The 22,217-nt window shown below is 48.6% G+C and carries 22 protein-coding genes and 3 tRNA genes; 20 read left to right on the top strand and 5 right to left on the bottom strand.

Features of this window, described 5'->3' with window-relative positions:
* The first annotated feature begins 156 nt into the window (after positions 1-156).
* The 3 genes from ABEA66_RS21705 (at position 157) to ABEA66_RS21695 (ending at position 420) form a co-directional block, all read left to right on the top strand.
* Positions 157-242: transfer RNA gene (locus tag ABEA66_RS21705), tRNA-Leu, on the top strand.
* A gap of 9 nt (positions 243-251) precedes the next feature.
* Positions 252-336: transfer RNA gene (locus ABEA66_RS21700), tRNA-Leu, on the top strand.
* A gap of 7 nt (positions 337-343) precedes the next feature.
* Positions 344-420: transfer RNA gene (locus ABEA66_RS21695), tRNA-Arg, on the top strand.
* Positions 421-504: 84 nt separating this feature from the next.
* Here ABEA66_RS21695 and ABEA66_RS21690 read toward each other — a convergent pair.
* Together ABEA66_RS21690 and ABEA66_RS21685 are read right to left on the bottom strand one after the other, a co-directional pair.
* A complete protein-coding gene (locus ABEA66_RS21690) occupies positions 505-717 on the bottom strand; it encodes a hypothetical protein (RefSeq protein WP_079911905.1) in 213 nt (70 codons plus the stop codon).
* 73 nt (positions 718-790) lie between these two features.
* Positions 791-973, bottom strand: coding sequence for a hypothetical protein (locus ABEA66_RS21685; RefSeq protein WP_345590696.1), 183 nt, complete (start codon positions 971-973; stop codon positions 791-793).
* A gap of 228 nt (positions 974-1,201) precedes the next feature.
* On the opposite strand from ABEA66_RS21685, the gene ABEA66_RS21680 reads away from it, so the two are divergent.
* The 6 genes from ABEA66_RS21680 to fumC all read left to right on the top strand — a co-directional run bounded on the left by ABEA66_RS21680 (position 1,202) and on the right by fumC (position 9,302).
* Complete coding sequence (locus tag ABEA66_RS21680; protein WP_345590694.1) at positions 1,202-3,451, top strand: PAS domain S-box protein; 2,250 nt, start codon at positions 1,202-1,204, stop codon at positions 3,449-3,451.
* Positions 3,452-3,509: 58 nt separating this feature from the next.
* The gene (locus ABEA66_RS21675) at positions 3,510-4,439 is read left to right on the top strand and encodes an aldo/keto reductase (protein WP_345590692.1); all 930 of its coding nucleotides are present in this window, start codon (positions 3,510-3,512) and stop codon (positions 4,437-4,439) included.
* A 412-nt stretch (positions 4,440-4,851) separates the two neighbouring features.
* Positions 4,852-5,793 (top strand): PRD domain-containing protein, encoded by a 942-nt coding sequence (locus tag ABEA66_RS21670; RefSeq protein ID WP_318781040.1) that lies wholly within the window; start codon positions 4,852-4,854, stop codon positions 5,791-5,793.
* A 30-nt stretch (positions 5,794-5,823) separates the two neighbouring features.
* Positions 5,824-6,330, top strand: a complete 507-nt coding sequence (locus ABEA66_RS21665; protein ID WP_079911900.1) for a PTS sugar transporter subunit IIA — start codon at positions 5,824-5,826, stop codon at positions 6,328-6,330.
* Positions 6,331-6,364: 34 nt separating this feature from the next.
* Positions 6,365-7,819 (top strand): PTS transporter subunit EIIC, encoded by a 1,455-nt coding sequence (locus ABEA66_RS21660; RefSeq protein WP_079911899.1) that lies wholly within the window; start codon positions 6,365-6,367, stop codon positions 7,817-7,819.
* A gap of 94 nt (positions 7,820-7,913) precedes the next feature.
* Positions 7,914-9,302 carry a class II fumarate hydratase gene (fumC, locus tag ABEA66_RS21655; RefSeq protein ID WP_079911898.1) on the top strand — a complete coding sequence of 463 codons (1,389 nt, stop codon included), beginning with the start codon at positions 7,914-7,916 and terminating at the stop codon, positions 9,300-9,302.
* A 71-nt stretch (positions 9,303-9,373) separates the two neighbouring features.
* Here the strand turns inward: fumC and ABEA66_RS21650 are convergent, their stop codons facing one another.
* Positions 9,374-10,195 (bottom strand): AraC family transcriptional regulator, encoded by an 822-nt coding sequence (locus ABEA66_RS21650; RefSeq protein ID WP_079911897.1) that lies wholly within the window; start codon positions 10,193-10,195, stop codon positions 9,374-9,376.
* A 297-nt stretch (positions 10,196-10,492) separates the two neighbouring features.
* Between ABEA66_RS21650 and ABEA66_RS21645 the strand changes: the two genes are divergently transcribed.
* Together ABEA66_RS21645 and ABEA66_RS21640 are read left to right on the top strand one after the other, a co-directional pair.
* Positions 10,493-11,176 carry a rhamnogalacturonan acetylesterase gene (locus ABEA66_RS21645; RefSeq protein WP_079911896.1) on the top strand — a complete coding sequence of 228 codons (684 nt, stop codon included), beginning with the start codon at positions 10,493-10,495 and terminating at the stop codon, positions 11,174-11,176.
* Positions 11,177-11,225: 49 nt separating this feature from the next.
* Entirely contained in the window at positions 11,226-11,858 is a 633-nt protein-coding gene (locus ABEA66_RS21640; RefSeq protein ID WP_345590684.1) for an NUDIX hydrolase, read from the top strand.
* A gap of 79 nt (positions 11,859-11,937) precedes the next feature.
* On the opposite strand, the gene ABEA66_RS21635 is transcribed toward ABEA66_RS21640, so the two are convergent.
* Both ABEA66_RS21635 and ABEA66_RS21630 read right to left on the bottom strand, forming a co-directional pair.
* A complete protein-coding gene (locus ABEA66_RS21635) occupies positions 11,938-12,198 on the bottom strand; it encodes a YpbS family protein (protein ID WP_345590682.1) in 261 nt (86 codons plus the stop codon).
* A gap of 112 nt (positions 12,199-12,310) precedes the next feature.
* Positions 12,311-13,177 carry a LysR family transcriptional regulator gene (locus ABEA66_RS21630; protein ID WP_345590680.1) on the bottom strand — a complete coding sequence of 289 codons (867 nt, stop codon included), beginning with the start codon at positions 13,175-13,177 and terminating at the stop codon, positions 12,311-12,313.
* A 242-nt stretch (positions 13,178-13,419) separates the two neighbouring features.
* Here ABEA66_RS21630 and ABEA66_RS21625 point away from each other — a divergent pair, with 242 nt between their 5' ends.
* The 9 genes from ABEA66_RS21625 (at position 13,420) to ABEA66_RS21585 (ending at position 22,194) form a co-directional block, all read left to right on the top strand.
* Positions 13,420-14,076 carry an NADPH-dependent F420 reductase gene (locus ABEA66_RS21625; protein WP_079911891.1) on the top strand — a complete coding sequence of 219 codons (657 nt, stop codon included), beginning with the start codon at positions 13,420-13,422 and terminating at the stop codon, positions 14,074-14,076.
* Between the two features lie 350 nt (positions 14,077-14,426).
* On the top strand, positions 14,427-15,620 hold the full coding sequence (locus ABEA66_RS21620) for an ornithine--oxo-acid transaminase (RefSeq protein WP_345590677.1): 1,194 nt from the start codon (positions 14,427-14,429) through the stop codon (positions 15,618-15,620).
* A 22-nt stretch (positions 15,621-15,642) separates the two neighbouring features.
* The gene (pruA, locus tag ABEA66_RS21615) at positions 15,643-17,193 is read left to right on the top strand and encodes an L-glutamate gamma-semialdehyde dehydrogenase (protein ID WP_345590675.1); all 1,551 of its coding nucleotides are present in this window, start codon (positions 15,643-15,645) and stop codon (positions 17,191-17,193) included.
* An 18-nt stretch (positions 17,194-17,211) separates the two neighbouring features.
* On the top strand, positions 17,212-18,141 hold the full coding sequence (locus tag ABEA66_RS21610) for a proline dehydrogenase family protein (protein ID WP_345590673.1): 930 nt from the start codon (positions 17,212-17,214) through the stop codon (positions 18,139-18,141).
* A gap of 17 nt (positions 18,142-18,158) precedes the next feature.
* Positions 18,159-19,061 carry an arginase gene (rocF, locus tag ABEA66_RS21605; protein ID WP_079911886.1) on the top strand — a complete coding sequence of 301 codons (903 nt, stop codon included), beginning with the start codon at positions 18,159-18,161 and terminating at the stop codon, positions 19,059-19,061.
* 128 nt (positions 19,062-19,189) lie between these two features.
* Complete coding sequence (locus ABEA66_RS21600; protein ID WP_345590671.1) at positions 19,190-19,966, top strand: aminoglycoside adenylyltransferase domain-containing protein; 777 nt, start codon at positions 19,190-19,192, stop codon at positions 19,964-19,966.
* A 203-nt stretch (positions 19,967-20,169) separates the two neighbouring features.
* Positions 20,170-20,457 (top strand): hypothetical protein, encoded by a 288-nt coding sequence (locus ABEA66_RS21595; RefSeq protein ID WP_345590669.1) that lies wholly within the window; start codon positions 20,170-20,172, stop codon positions 20,455-20,457.
* A 77-nt stretch (positions 20,458-20,534) separates the two neighbouring features.
* Complete coding sequence (locus ABEA66_RS21590) at positions 20,535-21,932, top strand: ATP-binding cassette domain-containing protein (protein WP_345590667.1); 1,398 nt, start codon at positions 20,535-20,537, stop codon at positions 21,930-21,932.
* A 7-nt stretch (positions 21,933-21,939) separates the two neighbouring features.
* Positions 21,940-22,194, top strand: a complete 255-nt coding sequence (locus ABEA66_RS21585; RefSeq protein WP_345590665.1) for a hypothetical protein — start codon at positions 21,940-21,942, stop codon at positions 22,192-22,194.
* Positions 22,195-22,217 lie beyond the last annotated feature (23 nt).

Genomic DNA, 22,217 nt, shown 5'->3' with positions numbered 1-22,217 from the left:
AGGGCTTATCCATTACCCAAGAAAGTGAAGAGAAGCTTCGAAGCTGATTCCAAATACTTTCTCGGGGCCCGTAACAAACGGGAAACTAATTCACAAACTTTACGCATGCATTTCGTATCTAGTTTTCAGGGTGCAAGCCATCTTGAAATAGAATATGCGGTTGTGGTGGAATGGCAGACACGCTATCTTGAGGGGGTAGTGGGCATAAGCTCGTGGAGGTTCGAGTCCTCTCAACCGCACCATATCACTTTGCAGTCGTGGCGGAATTGGCAGACGCGCACGGTTCAGGTCCGTGTGGGCTAACCCCCCGTGGAGGTTCGAGTCCTCTCGACTGCATTTTTATGTGCCCTTAGCTCAGCTGGATAGAGCGTTTGACTACGAATCAAAAGGTCGGGAGTTCGAATCTCTCAGGGCACGCCATTTAACTGTTTGTACCTGGCATAATAACCTCTATATAAAGAAACCTGTGATTGGAATGATTCCTCACAGGTTTCTTTGCGTTTCTTAATATTCACTGGTATCAGACTCTTCCTCATTTACCGCAGAGGAGGCCGCATTTGCATTCTCCGTATTGCTTTGAAGCAAAGAAGAAAGCTCTTGGACTTGCTGCTGCTCTTGTTCATTTTCTGCATTAGCTTGAGCTGCATTAATACCATGCTGAATGGCATTATTGTTGTTTTCAGCCACAGGGATCACCTCCTCGCTTTTATCATCCATAGTATTCCACCAATGTCATGAGGACATGCATTAGCACGAGGAATAAAATGTAATTGTCTTCTTTGAAAGAAGACTACTGTTTATTGCTGTTGCTGCTTTGCAAATGCATAGTTCCGCTCTCCAGCTGAACGTTTCCGTCGCTTGTCCCGGCATTATATACATCACTTAGCTGCTCTTGAGTTATTTCTTGCCCTTCCAAGCGGGAAGCTTGGGACTGACTTTGTTTATTCTGCGTGGAAGCCGATTTAATCTCCATAAACTGACAACCTTTCTTTTTGGACTAGACCAATTGCCTTTTTAATGTGTCACAGAATGGGTTAAATATACTTGAAGCTTGTTTTTTGGGCAGGTCCATCCGATGGGTTGTGCGATAGTTGTCGAGCGATTATAGAATTAAATATGAGGATATAAGAAGGAAAAGCTCATTATTTGAAGAACATTAGTAATACTGTCGAAAAAATAATCGGATATGAGGTACATTGCCATGTGCGAATCGCAGCAGAAAGTACGAAATAGAGCTGAGAATCATAATTGGTTGGAAACATCCTTGCATGTGAATGACGCATTATTCCGTGTTGCTTTTGATTATGCTGCAACGGGAATGGCCTTAAACGATCTAAGTGGAAAATGGCATAAGGTCAATAAAGCATTATGTGGAATTACAGGCTATTCTGAACAAGAGCTGCTTTCGACGGACTACCAAAGCCTGACACATCCGGAAGATCTGGAAGTCAACATCGACTATATGACTCGTTTGCTTTCCGGGGAACGGGAAAGCTTTCAAATAGAGAAGCGTTTTTTACATAAAACAGGAAGAGTAATCTGGATTTTGCTTCATGTCTCTCTAGTCCGCGACCCTGAAGGTGAACCTATGTATACGATTTCACAAATTCAGGATATCAGTCCGCGGAAGCAGCTGGAGCAGAAATATCGTTCCCTTATTGAATATAATCCAGCTGGCATATTTTCATTGGACCTAGACGGTAAGATCGATGGGATCAATCCGGCGATGGAAAAAATAATCGGATACGAAGCACAAGAGCTGCTGCATACCTCGTTCAAATCGCTGATCGCAGAGGAAGAGGAGCATCTCCTCATATTGCAAAACGTGCTGGAAAACGATCAATACAATCATGAAATCACACTGACGCATAAGCAAGGCCATCAAGTATATTTAGGGGCAAAGGATGTTCCTATCATTGTGGACGGGCGGATCGTCGGATTCTACATCATCGCCAGGGATATTACGGAGCATAAGAAAACCAAAGAATCGCTGCGGTTGGTGCAGCAGGACTTACAGGATGTCGTAAAGAAGCAGCAGGGAATGACGTTCAAATTCAAAATGATCGATGGCAAGTTCATTCACACCTTGTGCGACGGAGAACTGGTCTATCGTCTCGGCTTCAAACCTGAGCATATTGTAGGCTGTGAGCTGAAAGATATCTTACCGCTGGAGATTGCCTTAAATAAGGAGGAATATTATAAACGCGCTTGGGAAGGGGAGGAGCATGTCCTATATGAGGGAATGCTGAACCAGATTCCCTACTTGGCTTCACTTAGACCCATCAAGCGGGATGGACAAGTAGTCGAGGTTATTGCTTCCTGTATCGATATTACCGAACGCAAGCAAACCGAGGAGGATTTGCGGGCGACCAAGGAGATGCTGGAATCCTTTATTTCAAACACATCGGATGCGATTGAAGTTATAGACTTGGATGGCCATGTTTTGCAAATTAACAATGCTTTCGAAAAAATTTATGGCTGGACTTGCGAGGAGATTATAGGCGAGAAGCTGCCGCTGATTCCAGAAGAACGTGTAGACGAATTATATGACATAGTGAATCAGCTGTTATCCGGCAAAGAGATTACGGACTACGAAACGATTCGTCTGCATAAAGACGGAACGGTACTTCAGGTTAGTCTAACCATATCGCCGATCAAGGATGCGGATGGGATCACAATCGCGATAGCAGGGATATCCAGAGACATTACCGAGCGCAAAAAGACGGAAGAGCTATTAAGAAAATCAGATAGGCTTGCTGTCGTAGGGCAGCTGGCTGCGGGACTCGCACACGAAATCCGTAACCCGCTGACTTCGTTAAAAGGCTTTTTGCAGCTGATGTATGAGAAAGGGCCGAATCAGCAGCGTTATTACGATATTATGAGCAGCGAGCTGAATCGGATCAATTTTATAGTCAGCGAATTTCTGATTATAGCCAAGCCGCAGGTGATCGAGTTTAATATGAAATCACTGAAGCAGATCATTCAAACGGTGATTCAGTTGATCGAGCCCGAGGCCACCATGAACAATGTGCAAATATCGGTACAGATGCCTAAGAAGGATCCGATTATGATATGCTGTTCGGAATTTCAGATCAAGCAAGTGTTTATCAATTTATTAAAAAATGCCATTGAAGCCATGCCAAACGGCGGCGAAATTCAGATGGAGATCCGTCATGATGAGCACGAAGTTCATATCCGTATTGTAGATAACGGCCATGGCATTCCTCAGGAACGTCTGGCGTTCCTCGGTGAACCGTTCTATACAACAAAGGAGAAAGGCACCGGACTTGGGCTTATGATGTGCTACAAAATTATTGAGACTCATCAAGGGACCATTCAAATTGAGAGCCAGATTAATGCGGGCACGGAGGTCAATATGACGCTTCCGAAATCATTGAAATGCTCGAATGACCATTCTATGAGGCTGACAGCTTATTCAAGCAACACTTGATCCTGTCGACGAATCATGGTATGACTGGGTATGTACAACTTTTGGAGGAGGAATTCAATTGAAATTTTTACCATTAGGCAAAAGCGGTTTGGAAGTATCAAGAGTCACGTTCGGCTGCTGGGAGCTGGGCGGAGGGCCATGGGAGTTTACAAGCGACGAAAATAATATCAAAGCGCTTCAGGCTGCTTTTGAAATGGGGATAACCACCTTTGATACTGCGGAAGGCTACGGCTCTGGTCACTCGGAGGAAATTGTGGGCAGCGCTCTTCTTGGGATCAGAGAGAAATGCGTCCTTTCCACCAAAGTCAGCCGCGCTAATCTGGCGCCAGCCGATGTTCGCCGTTCCGCAGAAGCCAGTCTGCAGCGATTGAAAACCGACTACATCGATATTTATTATATCCATTGGCCCAGCTTTGACATTCCGGTTTCCGAGACCTTAGGGGAGTTCAACAAGTTGAAGGAAGAAAGCTTGATCCGCGCCATCGGTGTATCGAACTTTTCTTTGGAGCAATTGGAGGAAGCGTCCCGCTACGCGCAAATCGATGTCATACAGCCAGAGTACAGCCTGCTGCACCGGTCGATAGAGCAGGACCTTATACCTTATTGCAAGGCAAACAGCATTGCTATTATGAGCTACAGCTCGATTGCCAAAGGTATACTGACAGGAGCATTTCATTCGGGGAAGAAAAAGCTGGATGCAAGCGATTTCCGCAGTACGCGGCGGTTATTTTTGCCCGAGCATTTGAAAAAAGAGGAAGAGCTCATACAGCTGTTAAAGGAGATTGCCGACTCGAGAGGGAAAGCCATTTCGCAAATTGCCATCAGCTGGCTGCTGCATCAAGAAGGCTTGACTACGGCTATCGTCGGTTCTCAAAGCATCGCCCATATGAAAGAAAATATTGATGCTGTAGACATCGAACTGAACTCGGATGAGTTAAACGCGCTTGATTCCGTAAGCAAGAAGGTTATCGCCAGTATCGACGCCTAGTATGGACGGGAGCTCTTCCAAAAATGTACCATTAAACCAGCAACCTGTTTCTGTTGCCATAACATATACGTGGTGCCCTAAAACAATGAAAGCCCTACCTCTCTTTCATCCTTGCGGCTCCGAAGACCGCGCCAGTGTGAATCAGTAACACAACAACAAATTCTTTAGGGTTAATTGGAATTTGAAATGTTGAATGGGTGGAGGTACAACGAAAAACTAACGGAGATTTAACGTTTCGAGGTTACCTTGCAATGATACATTTTATAATGATAACATAATTTTCTTACTTTTGCAAAGGAAATGAAAGACATTTTTGATTGACTGCAGCGCTTTCTTTATTATAAGATTACATTAAGTGAATAAATGAGGCGTGTTACCTTGCGAAAAGGGCATGAGCCGAGGAGAGTTTTCTATGCAGATAGAAAAACTTTTCTTGGCTCTTTTTTCTTTTATTGTATATAGTATCCATATGGACAAAATAGGCGGTGATTCGTCAGTGAAGCCAGAGAACAACCATCGCATCGAGAGAGTAATCGGAAATAATGTGATTTTGGTCAAGGAGCTGGGTACAGACAGAGAGTATGTATGGCTGGGCAAAGGAATCGGCTTTGGTACTAAAGCTTCCGAGTTCATTGACGCCAAGGATCCAAGAATTGAAAAAAGGTACCGGTTGGACGATAGAGATCAGTTGACACAATACCATTCCTTTCTGGAAGGGATTGATCCGGAGGTGATAGGTATTTCGGAAACGATTATTGCACAGATCGAGACCCATTTTTCAACCCCGGTGAACCATAAGGTGTATTTCGCCTTGCCGAGTCATATTCAATTTGCCATACATCGCCTACGCAATGGAATGGATATCGTGAATCCTTTTTTGTATGAAACGAAAATGTTTTTTCCTATGGAATATAAGATTGCCCAGCAAGCCGCGGAGCTTATCAGTAAGCAATTTCAGATTAACATCCCGGATGATGAAGTCGGCTTCCTCACTTATCACGTGCATTCGGCTGTAACGAATGTTCCGGTAGGACAGCTGGTCAAGTTCTCCAGCCTGATCAATGAAATGGTGGAAACGATTGAACATTTCAGGTCCATTCGCATCCCAAAAGAAAGCATGGACTATGTAAGGCTTGTTACTCATCTGAGGTTTTCGCTAGAGCGTGTGACCCAGAAGAAAGTGGTCAGCAATCCGTTCCTTAAGCAAATGAAAAAGCAGTATAAAGAGGAATATCGATTAGCCCTGGAGCTGGCAGAGGTGATGAAGGATCATCTTCAGACGGAAATTCCAGAGGATGAGGTAGGCTTCTTGGTCATGCATTTGAATCGGTTATTTCAGGTTTATACATCATGAGGCAGGTCTAAAACAACAAGGGGGATCCGCATGTTTACTCACTGGCTTACCAACAAGACGAAGTACCAGGCTTTGGACATCAACTCACCATTAACCGGGAAATCGGTTCCCCTTGATAGGGTTCCTGATAAAGCTTTTGCCAGTAAACAGATGGGAGAAGGCCTAGCTATTGTTCCTGCGGAAGGGGTCCTTGTTGCCCCTTTTGACGGCGTGGTGGCTTATCTGATCCAATCCAAGCATGCTCTCATATTGGAACATGAATCGGGGCTGCAGCTGCTGATCCATATCGGAATGAATACAGTAGCTCTAAAAGGAGAAGGGTTCCAATCGCTTATATCCAACGGCGAAACGGTCTTGGCCGGACAACCATTGATTACATTTGATTTGAGCTATTTGAGGGAAGCCGGCTATGAGCCCATTACACCCATAGTGATTGTAAACGATATGCTTTCAGCTGAGGTCTCCTGCTCCTATAAAGAGGTCCATGCTGGCGAGCCTTACATGATGCGTGTAGTATGGCAGAGCACGATTTCATAGGCAGATGTGTTTAGAGAAAAAGGGGTTGACTTGAATGCTCGCTTCTTTACAAAAAATCGGAAAGGCGCTCATGCTGCCGGTTGCAACACTCCCTGCTGCGGCTTTGCTGCGAAGGTTCGGTGCAATTGATTATATCCATGATTTTCACCTGGGAGATAACATCGGCGGGTTTTTGAACCAGTATGTTGCCCCATTCCTTCAAGCCGGAGGTTCAGCCATCTTTGATTATTTGCCTCTGCTGTTTGCAGTGGGCATTACGATCGGTTTAATCGGTGACGCTGCGGCAACATTGGCGGCAGTAATTGCTTATCAGGTACTGGTAACGGTCCTCAGCAAGATGCCGGTAGCATTTCCCGAGTTCATTGGAAAAGATGAAAAGCTGGATATGGGCGTTATCGGAGGGATTATTGCCGGGGTCATTGCATCCTATTTATTTAAAAAATACCATGCGATCAAGCTCCCCGAATGGCTTGGCTTTTTTGGCGGGAAACGATTTGTACCTATCATCACATCGCTTACGATGGTTCTTGTCGGCATTATCCTTGGCTTGATATGGGGACCTGTACAGCACGGGCTTGATTCGTTCGGACGGTGGTTTACCGATTTGGGAAGCGTTGGGGCGTTTATTTTTGGGACGGCGAACCGTCTGCTGATTCCATTCGGTTTGCATCATGTAATCAATTCCATCGCCTGGTTCCAAATCGGGGATTATACGAATGCGTCAGGTCAAATCGTCCATGGGGATCTGTACCGGTTTTTCAGCGGAGACCGGACGGCTGGTCAATTCATGACAGGCTTTTTCCCTATTATGATGTTCGCGCTGCCGGCGGGAGCTCTGGCCATTATTCATTGTGCGAAGCCGGACAAAAGAAAGCTGATTTCTTCTGCATTTATCGGAATCACCTTGACGTCTGTTCTGACAGGCATCACGGAGCCGCTTGAATTCGCTTTCATGTTTGCTGCGCCCGGATTGTATGTGATCCACGCTATTATGACCGGCTTATCAGGAGCAATAGTTGAATTTATGGGGATCAAGCTCGGGTTCGGCTTCTCGGCAGGTCTTATTGATTATGTGCTGAATTATCCGCTGGCGACGCATCCATTGCTGATCATTCCGATCGGTTTAGGCTTCAGTGTCGTATATTATGTCTTATTTCGAGTGCTTATTTTGAAATTTAACCTGAAAACGCCCGGACGAGAGGAAGAGGAGCTTCTTTCCGCTGCTGCTGGCAATATGTCTCCGAGGCAGCGTACGCGGGATAAGGCACAGCGCGTACTGGCAGCCATTGGCGGAGCCGGGAATGTCGGCGGGGTGGATGCGTGTATTACCCGGTTGAGGCTCGTGCTCACAGATGATAACCTTGTCGATGACAAGGAGCTTAAGGGACTTGGCGCTTCCGGTGTTATGCGGCTTGGTCAAGGCGCTGTTCAGATCATATTTGGCACGCAATCCGATCAGTTGAAGGATGAAATCAAAAAGCTGCTCTAAGCTCTATGAGGAACGAAGTTCATATTCTATAATGGTTAGAATATCCCTGAAAATGGGTAAAATACCATGGTAGAAACAGGAGGTGCATTTCGTTATGAAATATAGAGTGGAAAGAGATACGATGGGTGAGATTCAAGTCCCGATAGATAAATTATGGGGAGCACAAACCCAACGCAGCAGCGAAAATTTTAAAATCGGTTCGGAGCGAATGCCGCTGAGGGTGATTCAAGCGTTCGCCATCTTGAAGAAAGCGGCGGCACGGGTGAATCTTCAGCTAGGAAAGCTGGACAAGGAGAAGGCGGAAGCGATCGTCACCGCGGCTGATGAAATCCTGGCAGGGAAATGGGATGACCAATTTCCTCTTGTCGTATGGCAAACGGGCAGCGGAACGCAGTCCAATATGAACGTCAATGAAGTTATAGCCCACAGGGCGAACCAGCTGCTTGAAGCGGCGGGGAAACCGGCTAAGGTTCATCCAAACGATGACGTAAACAAATCGCAAAGCTCGAACGATACGTTTCCGACGGCATTGCATATCGCGGGGGTATTGGCGGTGGAGAACCAGCTGCTGCCAGCGCTCAAGACGCTGAAAGAAACGCTTCGAGGCAAGATGGAAGCATTCGCTGATATTATTAAAATCGGCCGGACCCATTTGCAGGATGCCACTCCCTTGACATTGGGGCAAGAGATCAGCGGCTGGTGGGCCATGCTGGAGAAGACGGAGCGAATGATTCGAGAAAGCGTCCATACGATGAAGGAGCTTGCGATAGGAGGAACGGCGGTAGGAACCGGGCTTAACGCTCATCCGCAGTTCGGGGAGAAGGTAGCGGAGGAAATTAGTAAGGAGACGGGCAAGGAATTCGTATCCGCCCCTAACAAATTTCATGCTTTGACGAGTCATGATCAGGTCGTCTACGTTCATGGAGCCATGAAAGCATTGGCGGCCGATTTGATGAAAATCGCCAATGATGTTCGTTGGCTTGCCAGCGGTCCGCGCTGCGGAATCGGAGAAATCACTATTCCGGAGAATGAGCCGGGCAGCTCGATTATGCCGGGTAAAGTGAATCCGACTCAGAGCGAAGCGATGACGATGGTGGCATGTCAGGTGATGGGCAACGATGCGGTCATAGGCTTTGCGGCTAGTCAAGGGAATTTTGAGCTCAACGTTTTTAAGCCGGTGATAATTCACAATTTTCTTCAATCCGCTCAGCTGCTGTCAGATACGATGCTATCCTTTAATGACCATTGTGCGGTGGGTATTGAGCCTAACCGTGATGTTATTGATAAATATGTAAGGGAATCCCTCATGCTTGTCACTGCGCTCAATCCGCATATCGGCTACGAGAAAGCGGCTATAATCGCCAAGACGGCGCACCATGAGAAGCTCACGCTAAAAGAAGCTGCCGTCCGAAGCGGCTTCTTGACAGGGGAGCAATTCGATGAATATGTGCGGCCGGAGCAAATGGTGACGCCAAATGCATAAATAGGAATTATTATTAAGAGGACCTGTCCGGCGGATACCGGACAGGTTCTTGTATTTGGGCCTCAAAGCGGCTATTTGTAATATTTCCTGTACTCCAACGGTGTCATGCCTTCATGCTGCTTAAACACGGCGCAAAAATAGCTGGGAGCCTGAAATCCGACTCTCGAGCCGATGTCCGCTACGGAGAGCTCTTCCTGATCGAGAAGCAGTTCCTTTGCCTTTTGCAATCGTAAACGAATTAAATACATGACCGGGCTCATTTGTAATGACTGCTTGAACAAACGGCATAAATATTGCGGTGATACGCGGATGATCTCGGCCAATTGGTCTAGGGAAATATCCTCGGATAAATGAGCTTCAATATGGGAAAGTACAGGCTGCAGACGATGATAGGTCGAGCTGCTAGTCTCATAATGCTCCTGATTGACGCTGCGGCTAAGCTCAATTAAAAAGCTGTAAAGCTTTCCCGAGGAGAGAAGCCCGCTGTCGGGATGGTTAGATAACGCTGATACGTAAATATCATTTATCAATCTATCAAGGAGCTGCAGATTTATATGTTTGAACACTTGAGAGCTGTGAAGTCCGGTCTGCTGAAGAAAGCTGCCGACTGCATGCCCTGAAAAGGCAACCCAATGGGTTTCCCACGGCTCCTCTACTGCTGAGTAGACATACGAGCTCTCGGGATAGAGAAGCAAGCCTGATTGCTCCGTCAGGGAATGCTCGACTCCATTCAAAAGAAGCCTACCGGCTCCTCGAATCGTATGAAGCCAAACATAATGAGGATAACCATGCAGCCGCCGGATCGGAGTTTGATTGACCATGCCCCCAACAGAATATACATAAAAAGGAAACTGTTTCTCGGAGGTGATAATTGGAAGCACGAATTTATTCATACTTGACCCCCAGTAGGTTTCAGAAATTGATATAAGTTCAAAAAATTAAGCTTGTTATGTCTATTATAAAACCTTAATCTATAAAAGAAAAGCGATAGGAGACAGCTCCCGTCATTCATTAAAATAATATCATTCCGCAATTGGCTTGCTCCTGGCTGGATGGAAGGATGATGGCAAAGGTTCGCCTTCAGCTGCTTTGAGATGATCGCTGGCATCCTATATTTTATCAGGGTTCGTGCCAGGATGACCGCAAGTAATAGCTGAGAGAAGCATAAGACAATATGGAGGATCAGGACAATGACAGCAGAAGCAGTGAAAAAGCAAGTCACCATTTATTTAGCCGGTGATTCCACGGTACAAACCTATAATGAAAGCTCAGCCCCCCAAGCAGGCTGGGGACAATATATCGCAGAATATTTCAGCGAGGACGTCCGCTTTGTGAATAAAGCCATAGGCGGCAGGAGCTCAAAATCTTTCGTTGCGGAAGGGAGACTAGCCGCGATAGAGGAAGAAATTCAGCCTGACGATTACTTGTTCATTCAGATGGGTCATAACGATGCCACGGTTAGCAAACCGGAGAGATACACGGAACCGTTCACAGAATATAAGCATTATTTGGGCATGTATATCGCCGGCGCCAGAGAACGGCAAGCAATCCCTCTGCTTATCACCCCGGTAGGAAGGCTGCATTATGAGCAAGGACGATTTCTGAATGACTTTGAAGATTATTGCACAGCCATGAAGCAATTAGCAGAAGAAGAGCAGGTACCTGTACTTGATCTGATGACATTGAGCCTTAAGTATTTCACCGACCTCGGATATGAGAAGGCCAAGGATTTGTTTATGATCTCCCATAACGGGACAGACTGCACTCATTTTAACGAGAAGGGTGCACAAGCTGTAGCAAGGCTGGTCTCTCAAGCCATTAAAGATATGAAGATGGAGCTGTCAGATTATGTGACGCTTACCCCGTACTCCTGATTTCTGGTAAACTAAGATGTAAACATTGGAGACAAGGGGCAGGATACGAATGAAGCAGGATTTGGAGACATTTGACATCTTGGATAGGGAAATGAAGCTTATTGGCACGGCCACCCGGCGGCAGGTTCATGAGCAAGGCTTATGGCACCAAACATTTCAATGCTGGATCCTGTCTAAGCAGGAGGATGAGTGGTTTCTGTTATTTCAAATGAGGCATCCGGATAAAGATACGTTCCCCAGCCTGCTCGACATCTCATGTGCCGGACATTTGCTAGCCGGGGAACAGGTGGAGGACGGCGTTAGGGAGTTAGAGGAAGAGCTTGGGGTTCAGGTAGAATTTAAGGAGCTCCATTCCTGCGGAATCTATCAAGAGGAACAGTTGCTCGACGGAGGAAAGACTGATAGGGAGTTTTGCCACGTATTCGTACTGAAGGATGATAGACCGCTTCATGACTATCGGCTTCAAGAGGACGAAGTTACCGGGTTATATCGGGTTCGTCTGTCGGATGTGAGGAGGCTGTCCCATGGCCAGATGGATGCTCCAATTCGCGCAAATGGAATGGAGCCTGATAGTAACGGCCTGTTAAGGGAAGTCGAGCGCACGTTTGATGCAGGGGACTTTGTTCCGCATGGGAAAGACTATTTCACACTGGTAATGGACACCATTGAGGCCTTGATATAATATAAAAAAAGCTTTGTACCGGATAAAAATCGCTTTTTATGCCGGTGCCAAAGCTTTTTTTGTTCATAAGCGATAGTGTCTAGTGTCCTGACCGCTTGACGAAGTCTCTGACCATATCCACGGTAACATAGGGCCGTGTAGGGGAGATGCCGTGCTTCGCATGCTCATTAATTCGTGCCGTAAAGGCATTAATCTCGTCAACGGTAAACGGCTGACCGGATGCACAAAGGTTCAGGGCGCGATCGATAGCAGCTTCTCGCTGCTCGTCCAATACTTGAAATTGTTCAAGATGGGAATGCATTTTGCGGGTGTGTGCGGTTATTGCTTCGTGTACGCTCATAAGTACAAGCTCCTTTTGCTTCTGATGCTAGTTATGATACTACGTGATAAGGGTATACGGCAAGTAAGGGAGCCTAGTAATCTAGAACAATCGGACCGTGATCCTTATCCAGTTAAGGCTTGAGGTAAGCCGCCAGCAAACGTCCTTTGTCTGCCGCAGTACGGGCCGTAGTCAATGCAATCACCCGTACCATCCCCTCATCCGCAATTGGAACGGCCGCCAGGGAAGCGGAAGCGAGATTGCGTGCAGCCATTTCGGGTAAGATGGTAATACCGGCTCCTGTAGCCACATAGCCAAGGATGAACTCGTTAAAGCCGACCTCGGTTTTGACAGAGAGACCAAAGTCAGATTGCTCCATTCGCTCTGTAAGTGTCTGTCGGATCCTGCATTCCGGTGTATGCAAAATGAATGGCTCCTTACTTAATTCGGCAAGGGAGACCGAAGTTCGTTGTGAGAAAGGATGTTCCTTATAGACTATAGCAACATAAGGCTCCGAGAATAACGTGTGCTCCCAGGTTGAAGAGACTCCCTCCGGGAGTCGTTCACATACAATGGCATCGAGTTCCCCTGCCTGGAGCCGGCTATATAGCTCGGATGATGTATTCATCACACGGAGATCGAGCTGCAGCTGTGCGGCTTCCATAGCATATACCTTCTCTGGCATATAGCCGGAGGCTAAGGTAGGCAGGGTGCCGAGCGTAAGTTGACGGATGCTTTGCTGGTTCCATTGGCCCATTTCGGAACGAATGGCAGACAGCTCTTGATAGAGAGGCTGTAGACGCTCCAGAAGATGCTTGCCTGCCTCCGTTAACTCAACACCGGTGTTTGACCTGTGAAAGAGAGCGACTCCATAATAGGCTTCCATGGCTCGCAGCTGTTTGCTGAGTGCCGGGTGGGTCAGATGAAGCTTCTCGCTTGCTTTGGAAATGCTGTTCCATCTTGCAGTCTCCAGAAAGCTTCTTATATATTCGATATTCAAGGCATCACCTGATTTCTAGCGGGTATGATCTTCAGCATACCAGAGAGGTCGAAGGCTGCCAAGCTGCCATTTGGATCTAAAGGTGAACGATAATCGTTACGGATCCGGTACCGTCTGCAGCTTCAGAAGAGACCATGTTCGCAGGCTGAAACTTTTGGTAACATCAGTGCAACCAATCGGAAATTCACAGGCAGCCTATCTTCGTTTATTCTGTCCTTACGACAGATGAAGGAGATGATGGCATGAAGGCAAGTATTATCGGAACAGGCCGTATGGGACAAGGGCTGGCTAAGGTGCTCTCTCCGGTTATACCGGATCTATTGTGGGCCTCGCGATCGAAGGAAAAGGTCAGCAGACTGATGGAAGAGGGAGGCTATGAAGCTCTGGGCGTCAAAGCCGCTTCATATGAGGAAGCACTTCAGTCCGATATCATCTTCCACAGCCTCTGGTTCAGGGATGTGATTCCCTGGGCAGTAAAGCATAGGGACTGTCTATCGGGCAAAATCCTGGTCGATCTGTGCAATCCCTTCACGGACGATTTCAGCGATTTCACGACTGACTGGGGAACATCGGCAGCAGAAGAGCTTCAGCGGGTCATACCGCAATGCTATGTTGTCGGAGCCTTCAAAAACACCTTCTTCAAAGTATTGGAACAACCGATCCACCATAACGAACGGAGCGATGTGTACGTAACCGGGGACGATCAGCAAGCCAAGGAAACCATCATGCGGCTTCTTCACGGCATTCCCTTTCGAATACTGGACGGCGGGAAGCTAAGCAATAACCGGACGATCGAGCGAATGACGTTATTCGAAAGGGAATTAGCCATTCGATACGGTCATTATCCTTATGTATCGTTCAAGCTTTTCGGGATGGAAGAGCAGGTGGACTCTATTTAAACCAATTCAACCCATCACAGAGATCAGGGAGGTGCTATCAAGCCCCATATTGATTTCTTACAGGAGCAGGCTTTCCGGGATATCCGGGGGCCTGCTTTTTGCAAGGGGAGCTGTTGGATGCTATGAATCAATCAAATGCAGAACAAATGTTCTATTTGTACAAAACGGAGCATGCGCCCAACCCAAATGCATAGGCTAATCATAAGATAGATATACAAACGTTGTCTGCTTAATATTATCAGAAAATTCAAATATTTATCCTGAGCCTCGAAGTAAGCGAAGCTGGAAAACGGATTGCATACCGGTTCATACCATCAAGAGGATCCGCGAAGTGAGGTGAAACTTGTCCAATGAGAAGAACTCAGGAAATGATACGAAAATCGGAAAGGTTCGGAGCCCATAATTATCATCCGCTTCCTATTGTTATCGCGCAGGCCGAAGGCGTGTGGGTCCGGGATGTGGCGGGCAAACGATATATGGATATGCTGAGCGGCTATTCAGCTTTAAACCAGGGGCACCGCCATCCGAGAATTATTCAAGCGCTCAAGGATCAAGCCGATAAAGTGACGCTGACCTCGAGAGCGTTCTACAATGAGCGGATGGGAGACCTGCTGGAGCTGCTGTCCGGGATTACCGGCAAGGAAGCGTTCCTGCCGATGAATACCGGAGCCGAAGCAGTTGAAACGGCGATCAAGCTGGCCCGCAGGTGGGCATACCGGGTGAAGCAGGTCCCGGACGACGAGGCGGAAATCATCGTTTGCGATAACAATTTTCACGGCAGAACGGTGACGACGACATCATGCTCCAGCACATCGGAATATCGGCGGCATTTCGGCCCCTTTACTCCGGGCATCCGGGTAATTCCATTTGACGATACCGAGGCTTTGGAGCAGGCGATAAGTCCCAGGACGGCCGCTTTTTTGGTAGAACCGATCCAAGGTGAAGCGGGAATTCGCATTCCCCGTGACGGCTTTTTGCGGAGTGCGGCCGATCTATGCGCCAAGCATCAGGTGTTGTTTATAGCGGATGAGATTCAATCGGGTCTGGGCCGTTCAGGGCAATGGTTTGCGGCCGATTGGGAGGCTGTCGTTCCCGACGTGTATATATTGGGGAAAGCGTTAGGCGGGGGCGTACTCCCCGTATCCGGGGTTGCCGCGAACCGTGATCTGATGGATGTATTTGACCCAGGCTCACACGGATCAACTTTCGGAGGAAATCCGCTGGCTTGCGCCGTAGCGATAGCTTCGCTTAAGGTGCTTCAGGAGGAGCAGCTTATTCAGCGTTCCAGAGAGCTCGGCGACTATTTCCTGGAAAGGCTGAGGCAAGAGCTTCACTCATCCAGGGTCAAAGATATCCGGGGCAGGGGGCTGTTCATCGGCATCGAGCTGTCTGTCGCGGCACGTCCTTATTGTGAAAGACTGATGAACTTAGGCATGCTGGCCAAGGAAACACACCATTTTACAATCCGGTTAGCGCCGCCCCTCATCATCACCAAGGAACAGATAGACTGGGCATTAGAGAAGATCAAAGCGGTTTTGAATTGATCTCAAGGGAGGAGAGATCGTTATGATACCTTATCGTCCGGAACCGTTAACGGATTTCACGAATCCGGCGGAAAGCCGTATATTATCGGAAGCATTAGCCGCCGTGAAAGGGCAGCTAGGCCGCAGCTATCCAATACGCATCGGTGCAAAGGAGCTGACAGCGGATGGTGTCATCGAATCTGTCAATCCATCAAACCCTAGTGAAATCATAGGGAAGGTATATAAAGCGGACCGTTCACTGGCCGAAGAGGCTATACGCTCTGCAGCGTCTGCTTTCCAATCCTGGTCCCAGGTCCGTGCGGCTGACCGGGCGGGCTTGCTATGGAAGGCAGCCGCGGCCTTGCGCAGACGCAAGCAGGAATTCAATGCCTGGCTCATGCTCGAGGCAGGGAAAAGCAGGGCGGAGGCGGATGCCGATACGGCGGAGGCTATCGACTTTCTGGAATATTATGCGCGCCAAATGATAGAGTTATCGGATCGCGGCCGCAAGGAGCTGATATCCATTGCGCAAGAGCGCAATGAGCTCACTTATATTCCATTGGGCGTGGGCATCATTATTCCGCCATGGAACTTTCCATTGGCTATTATGGCAGGTATGACAACGGCAGCTATCGTATGTGGGAATACGGTTGTGCTGAAGCCGTCGAGTCAGACGCCGGTCATAGCGGCCAAGTTCGTAGAGCTGCTGTTCGATTGCGGCTTGCCTGACGGTGTGGTTAACTTCGTACCGGGGAGTGGGAGCGAAATCGGTGATGTGCTCGTAGAGCATCCGCTTACACGGTTTGTTTCCTTCACCGGCTCGCGTGATGTCGGAGTTCATATACAGGAGCTGGCTGCTAAGGTGAATCCAAAGCAAATCTGGCTGAAACGGTTCATCGGGGAGCTTGGCGGCAAGGATTCCATTCTGGTTGACCGGGACGCCGACCTGGAAGCAGCAGCAAAAGGGATTGTCGTATCCGCCTTTGGCTATTCGGGGCAAAAATGCTCCGCATGCTCCCGGGCAATCATTCACCAGGATGTCTACGATCAAGTGTTGAACCGATGCATCGCCTTAACCAAAGCGCTGAAAGTCGGAGACGTAACGGATGCGGCCAACGATACCGGTCCGGTCATTGATGAAGCCTCTTTCAAGAAAATTATGGAGTATATTGAAATCGCCAAGGAAGAAGGCCGCATTGCAGCAGGCGGGCATGCGCTTCCTTTGCCGGGATATTTTATTGCACCCACCATTATTGCAGATGCTGCACCGGATTCGCGGATCATGCAGGAAGAAATTTTCGGGCCGGTTGTTGCCTTTACACCTTGTACCGATTTTGATCATGGGTTGGACATTGCCAACAATACCGAATATGGCTTGACGGGTTCGGTATATACCCGGAACCGGGAGCATATTGCCAAGGCCAAGGAGCGGTTTCATGTCGGCAATTTGTATATCAATCGTAAATGCACCGGAGCCGTAGTAGGCGTGCATCCTTTCGGCGGATTTAATATGTCGGGAACCGATTCCAAAGCCGGAGGCCCGGACTATTTGTTCTTATTTACCCAGCCCAAAGTGGTTTCGGAGCTTCTTTGAAGAGGGGGAGGACATGACATGCCGATGGATTCCTGGTTTCGTCGTGCAGTGCTTTTTTTGGCGGAGCAGGAGATGGTGAAGTCGATGTTCCGTAAATACGGAATGCGTATGGGGGTTCAACGATTTGTAGCTGCCGAGTCGTTAGAAGGAGTGCTGAAAAAGGTAAGAGAGCTGAATAGTCAAGGTCTTGCCGTGACACTGGATTATTTGGGAGAAAGCGTAGAAGACCCTTCTATGGCTGACGAGGCGGCCGCCCAGATTATGGAAATGCTTCGGGTTATTCATGAGAAGCAGCTGGATGCGCATGTCTCCGTAAAGCTTAGTCAGCTGGGATGCACTATAGACCCGGGAATCTGTACCCGGCATATGGAGCGGATTGCTGGAGCCGCCAAATATTATAGGAATTTTGTACGGGTAGATATGGAAGATTCCACATTAACTGAAATGACGCTGGAGCTGTTCGAAAAGCTGGTAAAGCGTTTCGGAGCAAGTCATATCGGAACGGTGCTGCAAGCTTATTTATACCGCTCTCCCGATGATTTAATCCGATTGGAGCAGTATGCGGCAAACGTAAGAATTGTTAAAGGAGCGTATAAAGAAGAGGCGAACATAGCCTACCCCAATAAATCCGATGTAGATAATCAGTATGTGGCGTTAGTGAAAGCCCATCTCGATGGAGGCTATTATACGGCAGTTGCTACACATGATGCGAACATCATTGATACGGTGATCGCTTATGCGGAGCAGCACGAGATTCCGCGAAATCAGTTTGAGTTTCAAATGCTGTACGGCATAGCCCCTCAGCTCCAGCTGCAGCTGGTTCAACGCGGGTTCCGAGTAAGAATCTATACCCCTTTCGGTAAACAGTGGTATCCGTATTTCACCCGACGTATCGCAGAGAGACCGGCCAACATGTTCTTTGTCCTGAAGGGATTACTGCGCAAGTAACGGGGGGAGTGGGCAGCATGATAACGAAGCATAAACCGATCGATATCATTGGCGTCCCGTTTGATCTGGGTGCGGGCAGCAGAGGCTGCCGAATGGGCCCTGATGCAATACGATGTGCGGAGCTGATACAGCGTCTGCGATCGGAAGGCAGGGAAGTGAAAGATACAGGGGATATTATGGTACCACCCGCTTCATCCGAGCCTGTCATAGGGAGCGCGAAGGCCAAATATTTACGGGAAATCGTAAAGGTGAACCGGAGATTGTACCGTACCGTCGTCGCCTCAATCCAAAACGGAAGATTGCCGCTCATTCTTGGCGGGGATCACAGCATTGCGGTTGGAAGTATTGCCGGGGCGGGACAATGGAAGCGGATTGGGGTCATTTGGTTCGATGCGCACGGCGATCTGAATACCATACAAACAAGTCCGTCGGGCAACGTTCACGGCATGTCGTTGGCGGCTTCGCTCGGCTGCGGTCATCATGCCCTGACCCGATTGGGAGGGAATCAGCCAAAGATACGGCCGGAACACGTCGTTCTTATCGGTACACGCTCCCTGGATCCAGGAGAGGAGGAGCTGATCCGGCGAATGGGGATACAGCTCTATTCTGCCAGGGATGTCAAGCGGATGGGGATGGAGGAGGTCGTTCAGCGTGCTCTGGCTGCGGTATCCGGGCATACGGACGGCGTTCATGTAAGCTTTGATATGGATGGTCTGGACCCATCCGCCGCTCCTGGAGTCGGTACGCCTGTGTCAGGGGGAATCCGTCTCCAGGAAGCCAAGACGGCCATGGAGCTTATTGGAGAATCCGGAACGCTGATTAGTGCGGATTTCGTTGAAGTCAATCCTGCACTGGATCTTCGTAACCGCACCTCCCAGGCAGCAGTTGAGCTGATGTGCAGTTTATTTAGAATGCGATAGAGATATGATCCCAGGACATGCCGGATTTATTAGTGTGTAATCAGTTTGAAAAGGTCCCCTTTTATTTCCTGCATGGTATAATGCTTCCATAGCTGATTTGACGGGATGGGGGCGGACGGGTGAAAGCCATGAGTGAAACAGTAAAACGTGTGATGGACAGCTATTGCCGTGTATTAACCGATGAGCTGCCTGGCCAAGTGTACGGCGTTTATTTATATGGATCAACCGCACTGGGACATCATAATCCCAGACGAAGCGACATCGATTTTTTTACTGTGCTGTACAGCTTGAATCAGCATACGCTTCCGCGTATACAAGCGGTTCATGAGCGACTGCTTATGGAGAATGACCTTGCCAATAAGCTGGAAGGGGAATACTCCCTGTTAAGTCATATACCAAAAGAACGTCGGCAGAAGTGGTACCGGTATACGTCAATGGGTATGTTTGAATGGGAGGATATGGATAATCATATCACCTGGTACCAGCTAAAGCATCACGGAATGACCGTATGGGGGCCGGACGTGTCCGCACTTGCGATTGAGGCCGATTGGAAGGATCTACTGGATATCACGAGACGAAATCTTGAAGGTTACTGGGCGAAGCAGGCTAATAGGAAGCCTGAGACAATCGATCCCGCCCATGTGGATGAGGCTGTGGAATTCGGCGTGCTGTCCTTATGTCGCATGTATATTTCCTTAGAGACAGGGGAGATGGTGACGAAGGAGAGAGGAGGAGAAATGATGCTCACCAGACTGCCGGACAGCTGGCATCCCATTGTCAAGGAAGCTTTGAGGATTAGAGAGGGGCAGGAGGTCCTTTCCCCGTACACGGCCGAAGAACGAATTGTCTTGACACAGTCCTTTATCCGGTACATGTCCGAACGATGCTCCCCTTTTTTGAACTAAATTTATAAAAAGGAAGAACGCCCCGGAATAGGGGCATTTTTTTGTCCGTTTTTTAGAGGAAATAAATTTCTGAATGTACAAAAAAGTATTGATCTTTTTTGAAATAATGCTAATATAGATATTCTCTGGAAAATTCATCCTGACGCGAGGTGAACTCTATTTTATACCCTTTATGGCAGCGAATAAGGGCAGTAAGCACTTTTTTGTCATCTGCCGATGCCAAGCCGGTCATAATTAAGCCGGCCGCCGACTTTGTCAATTTGCTTCTCCTGCCGGCTCAGCTTCTTCTGCTTAAGTGGGTCATAGACGGACTATCCGCATGGAACGGCGGAACGGTTCAGCAAGACCTTATTATTGCATCGGGCTGGCTTGCTGCAGTCATGTTGGTTCAAGCCCTTATAGGCCGTACATCCCTCTTATCCCACAACCGGTTAAATGAGATTGGCCAATATGAAGTGGAGCGGGCAGTTCTTGAGAAAAACGCAGGCTGAGCCTGTCTCTACTGGAATCACCATCGATACAAAATCTTCGTACCCGCGCTCTTCGCGCCTCGCCCGAAATCCTTTTTATGAATGGCTATAGCTACATCCAACAACTCATTCAAAGCGTCCTATTGCTTTCCATCCTTGCTTACTTCGGTCAGTGGGCAATCGTTCTTTTCTTTCTAATTGCTCTCCCGATTCAGCTTCCCCTGCGATCCTATGCTGCACGGAAAGCGGAGCGGCTTCAGCACCAGCAAATTCCCGAGCGGAGAAGGGCTCATTATCTCGCGCAGCTTATGACTTCGAGAATTCCTGCTAAAGAAATTCGGCTGCTTGACCTAGGCAGCTATTTTCAGGCCTCCTGGATGCGCTTGCACACTAAATCCTCTAAGGAAACGGTGAGACAACGAATAAAAGAGCAGCTGCTGCAGCTTCCGTCGGAGCTGGCGGTCACCTTCGTCCGTGCAGCCATGGCAGCTATCGTAGTGCTGGTTGCCGTCCAGCGCGGCAATACAGCCGGCGAGGTGGCGTTACTCCTTCAAATCGCCATAACCCTTGGCGGATTATGGCCCGGACTGCTGGATTTGCATGCAAGCTTGAAGCAGCAAAGCCTGCGGTGGGATGAGCTGCAGCAGTACCTTCAGCTGGAGGAGGATAAAGTACATGTTCCTTCGTACCCAAGCGGCGGCATAAGCGAGGCTAGGGCTGGCTCCCAACGGTCCGCAGCGACAGAGGCAGCATTGAAGGTAGAACGGTTGACCTTCACCTATGAAGGAAGAGATACCCCTGCTCTTGAAGATATAACCTTTCAGGCAGCTGCCGGCGAGAAAATGGCTATCGTAGGGGAGAACGGATCCGGCAAATCTACCCTGGTCAAGCTGCTTATGGGTCTATATCTGCCTCAATCCGGCAGCGTCGAGTATTACTCTCAGGCTGGGACACTTTTGTCCGCGACAGAAGCATCCGGTTGCTTCACGGCTGTCCTGCAGGATTTTACCAAAATGAATCTGTCTGTTCGGGAACAAATCGCTATTGGCAGCATAGGCCGTCTTCACGACGATCCGGCTCTCTTAGCAGCCCTAAGGCAAGCGAACGCTCATACTTGGGGGCTCGGATTAGATGAGCGGATAGGCCCGGAGTTCGATGGAAGGGAACTGTCCGGAGGGCAGTGGCAGTCCTTAGCTGCGGGCAGGGCTTACATTAGAGAGGGGAGCATCCTGTTCTTCGATGAACCGACATCAGCGTTAGACCCACTGGCCGAGAAGGCGGCAATAACAGATTTTTTGCGCATTGCAGGAAAAAGGACAGCCTTCCTGGTGACCCATCGGCTGGGGGCGGCCCGCATGGCGGATCGCATTCTGGTATTGCAAAACGGCCGTCTGATAGAGCAGGGGACGCATGATCAGCTTATGACAGCATGCGGGGAATACGAGAGACTGTATCGCATGCAGGCTTCCTGGTACCAGGAAGGGGTAGTGAGGTGATGGAACAATGAATAAGGCACTTGAAGGCCGCAGAACCTTAAGCGGCATGCTTCTGCTGTTATATCATATAGGAAAGCGGATGCCCCTGCTTACATGCGTATGGCTGTTCGTTCCGATTGGTACCGGGATGCTGGTGATCCCCCTCATGCTGTCTCAAAAGCAGATGATCGATAAGGCTGTTACCGGGCTTGCAGGGGGGACCTCCACCATAGATGAAATGCTTCCGGTTTTGTTTCTTTTTGGCGGAACCATAACCGTGTAAGTTATTGCGGAATCGCTAAGAAA

The sequence above is a fragment of the Paenibacillus vulneris genome, assembly GCF_039543185.1.
Classification (GTDB): domain Bacteria; phylum Bacillota; class Bacilli; order Paenibacillales; family NBRC-103111; genus Paenibacillus_S; species Paenibacillus_S vulneris.
This window is presented reverse-complemented; position numbering and strand designations above follow the sequence as displayed.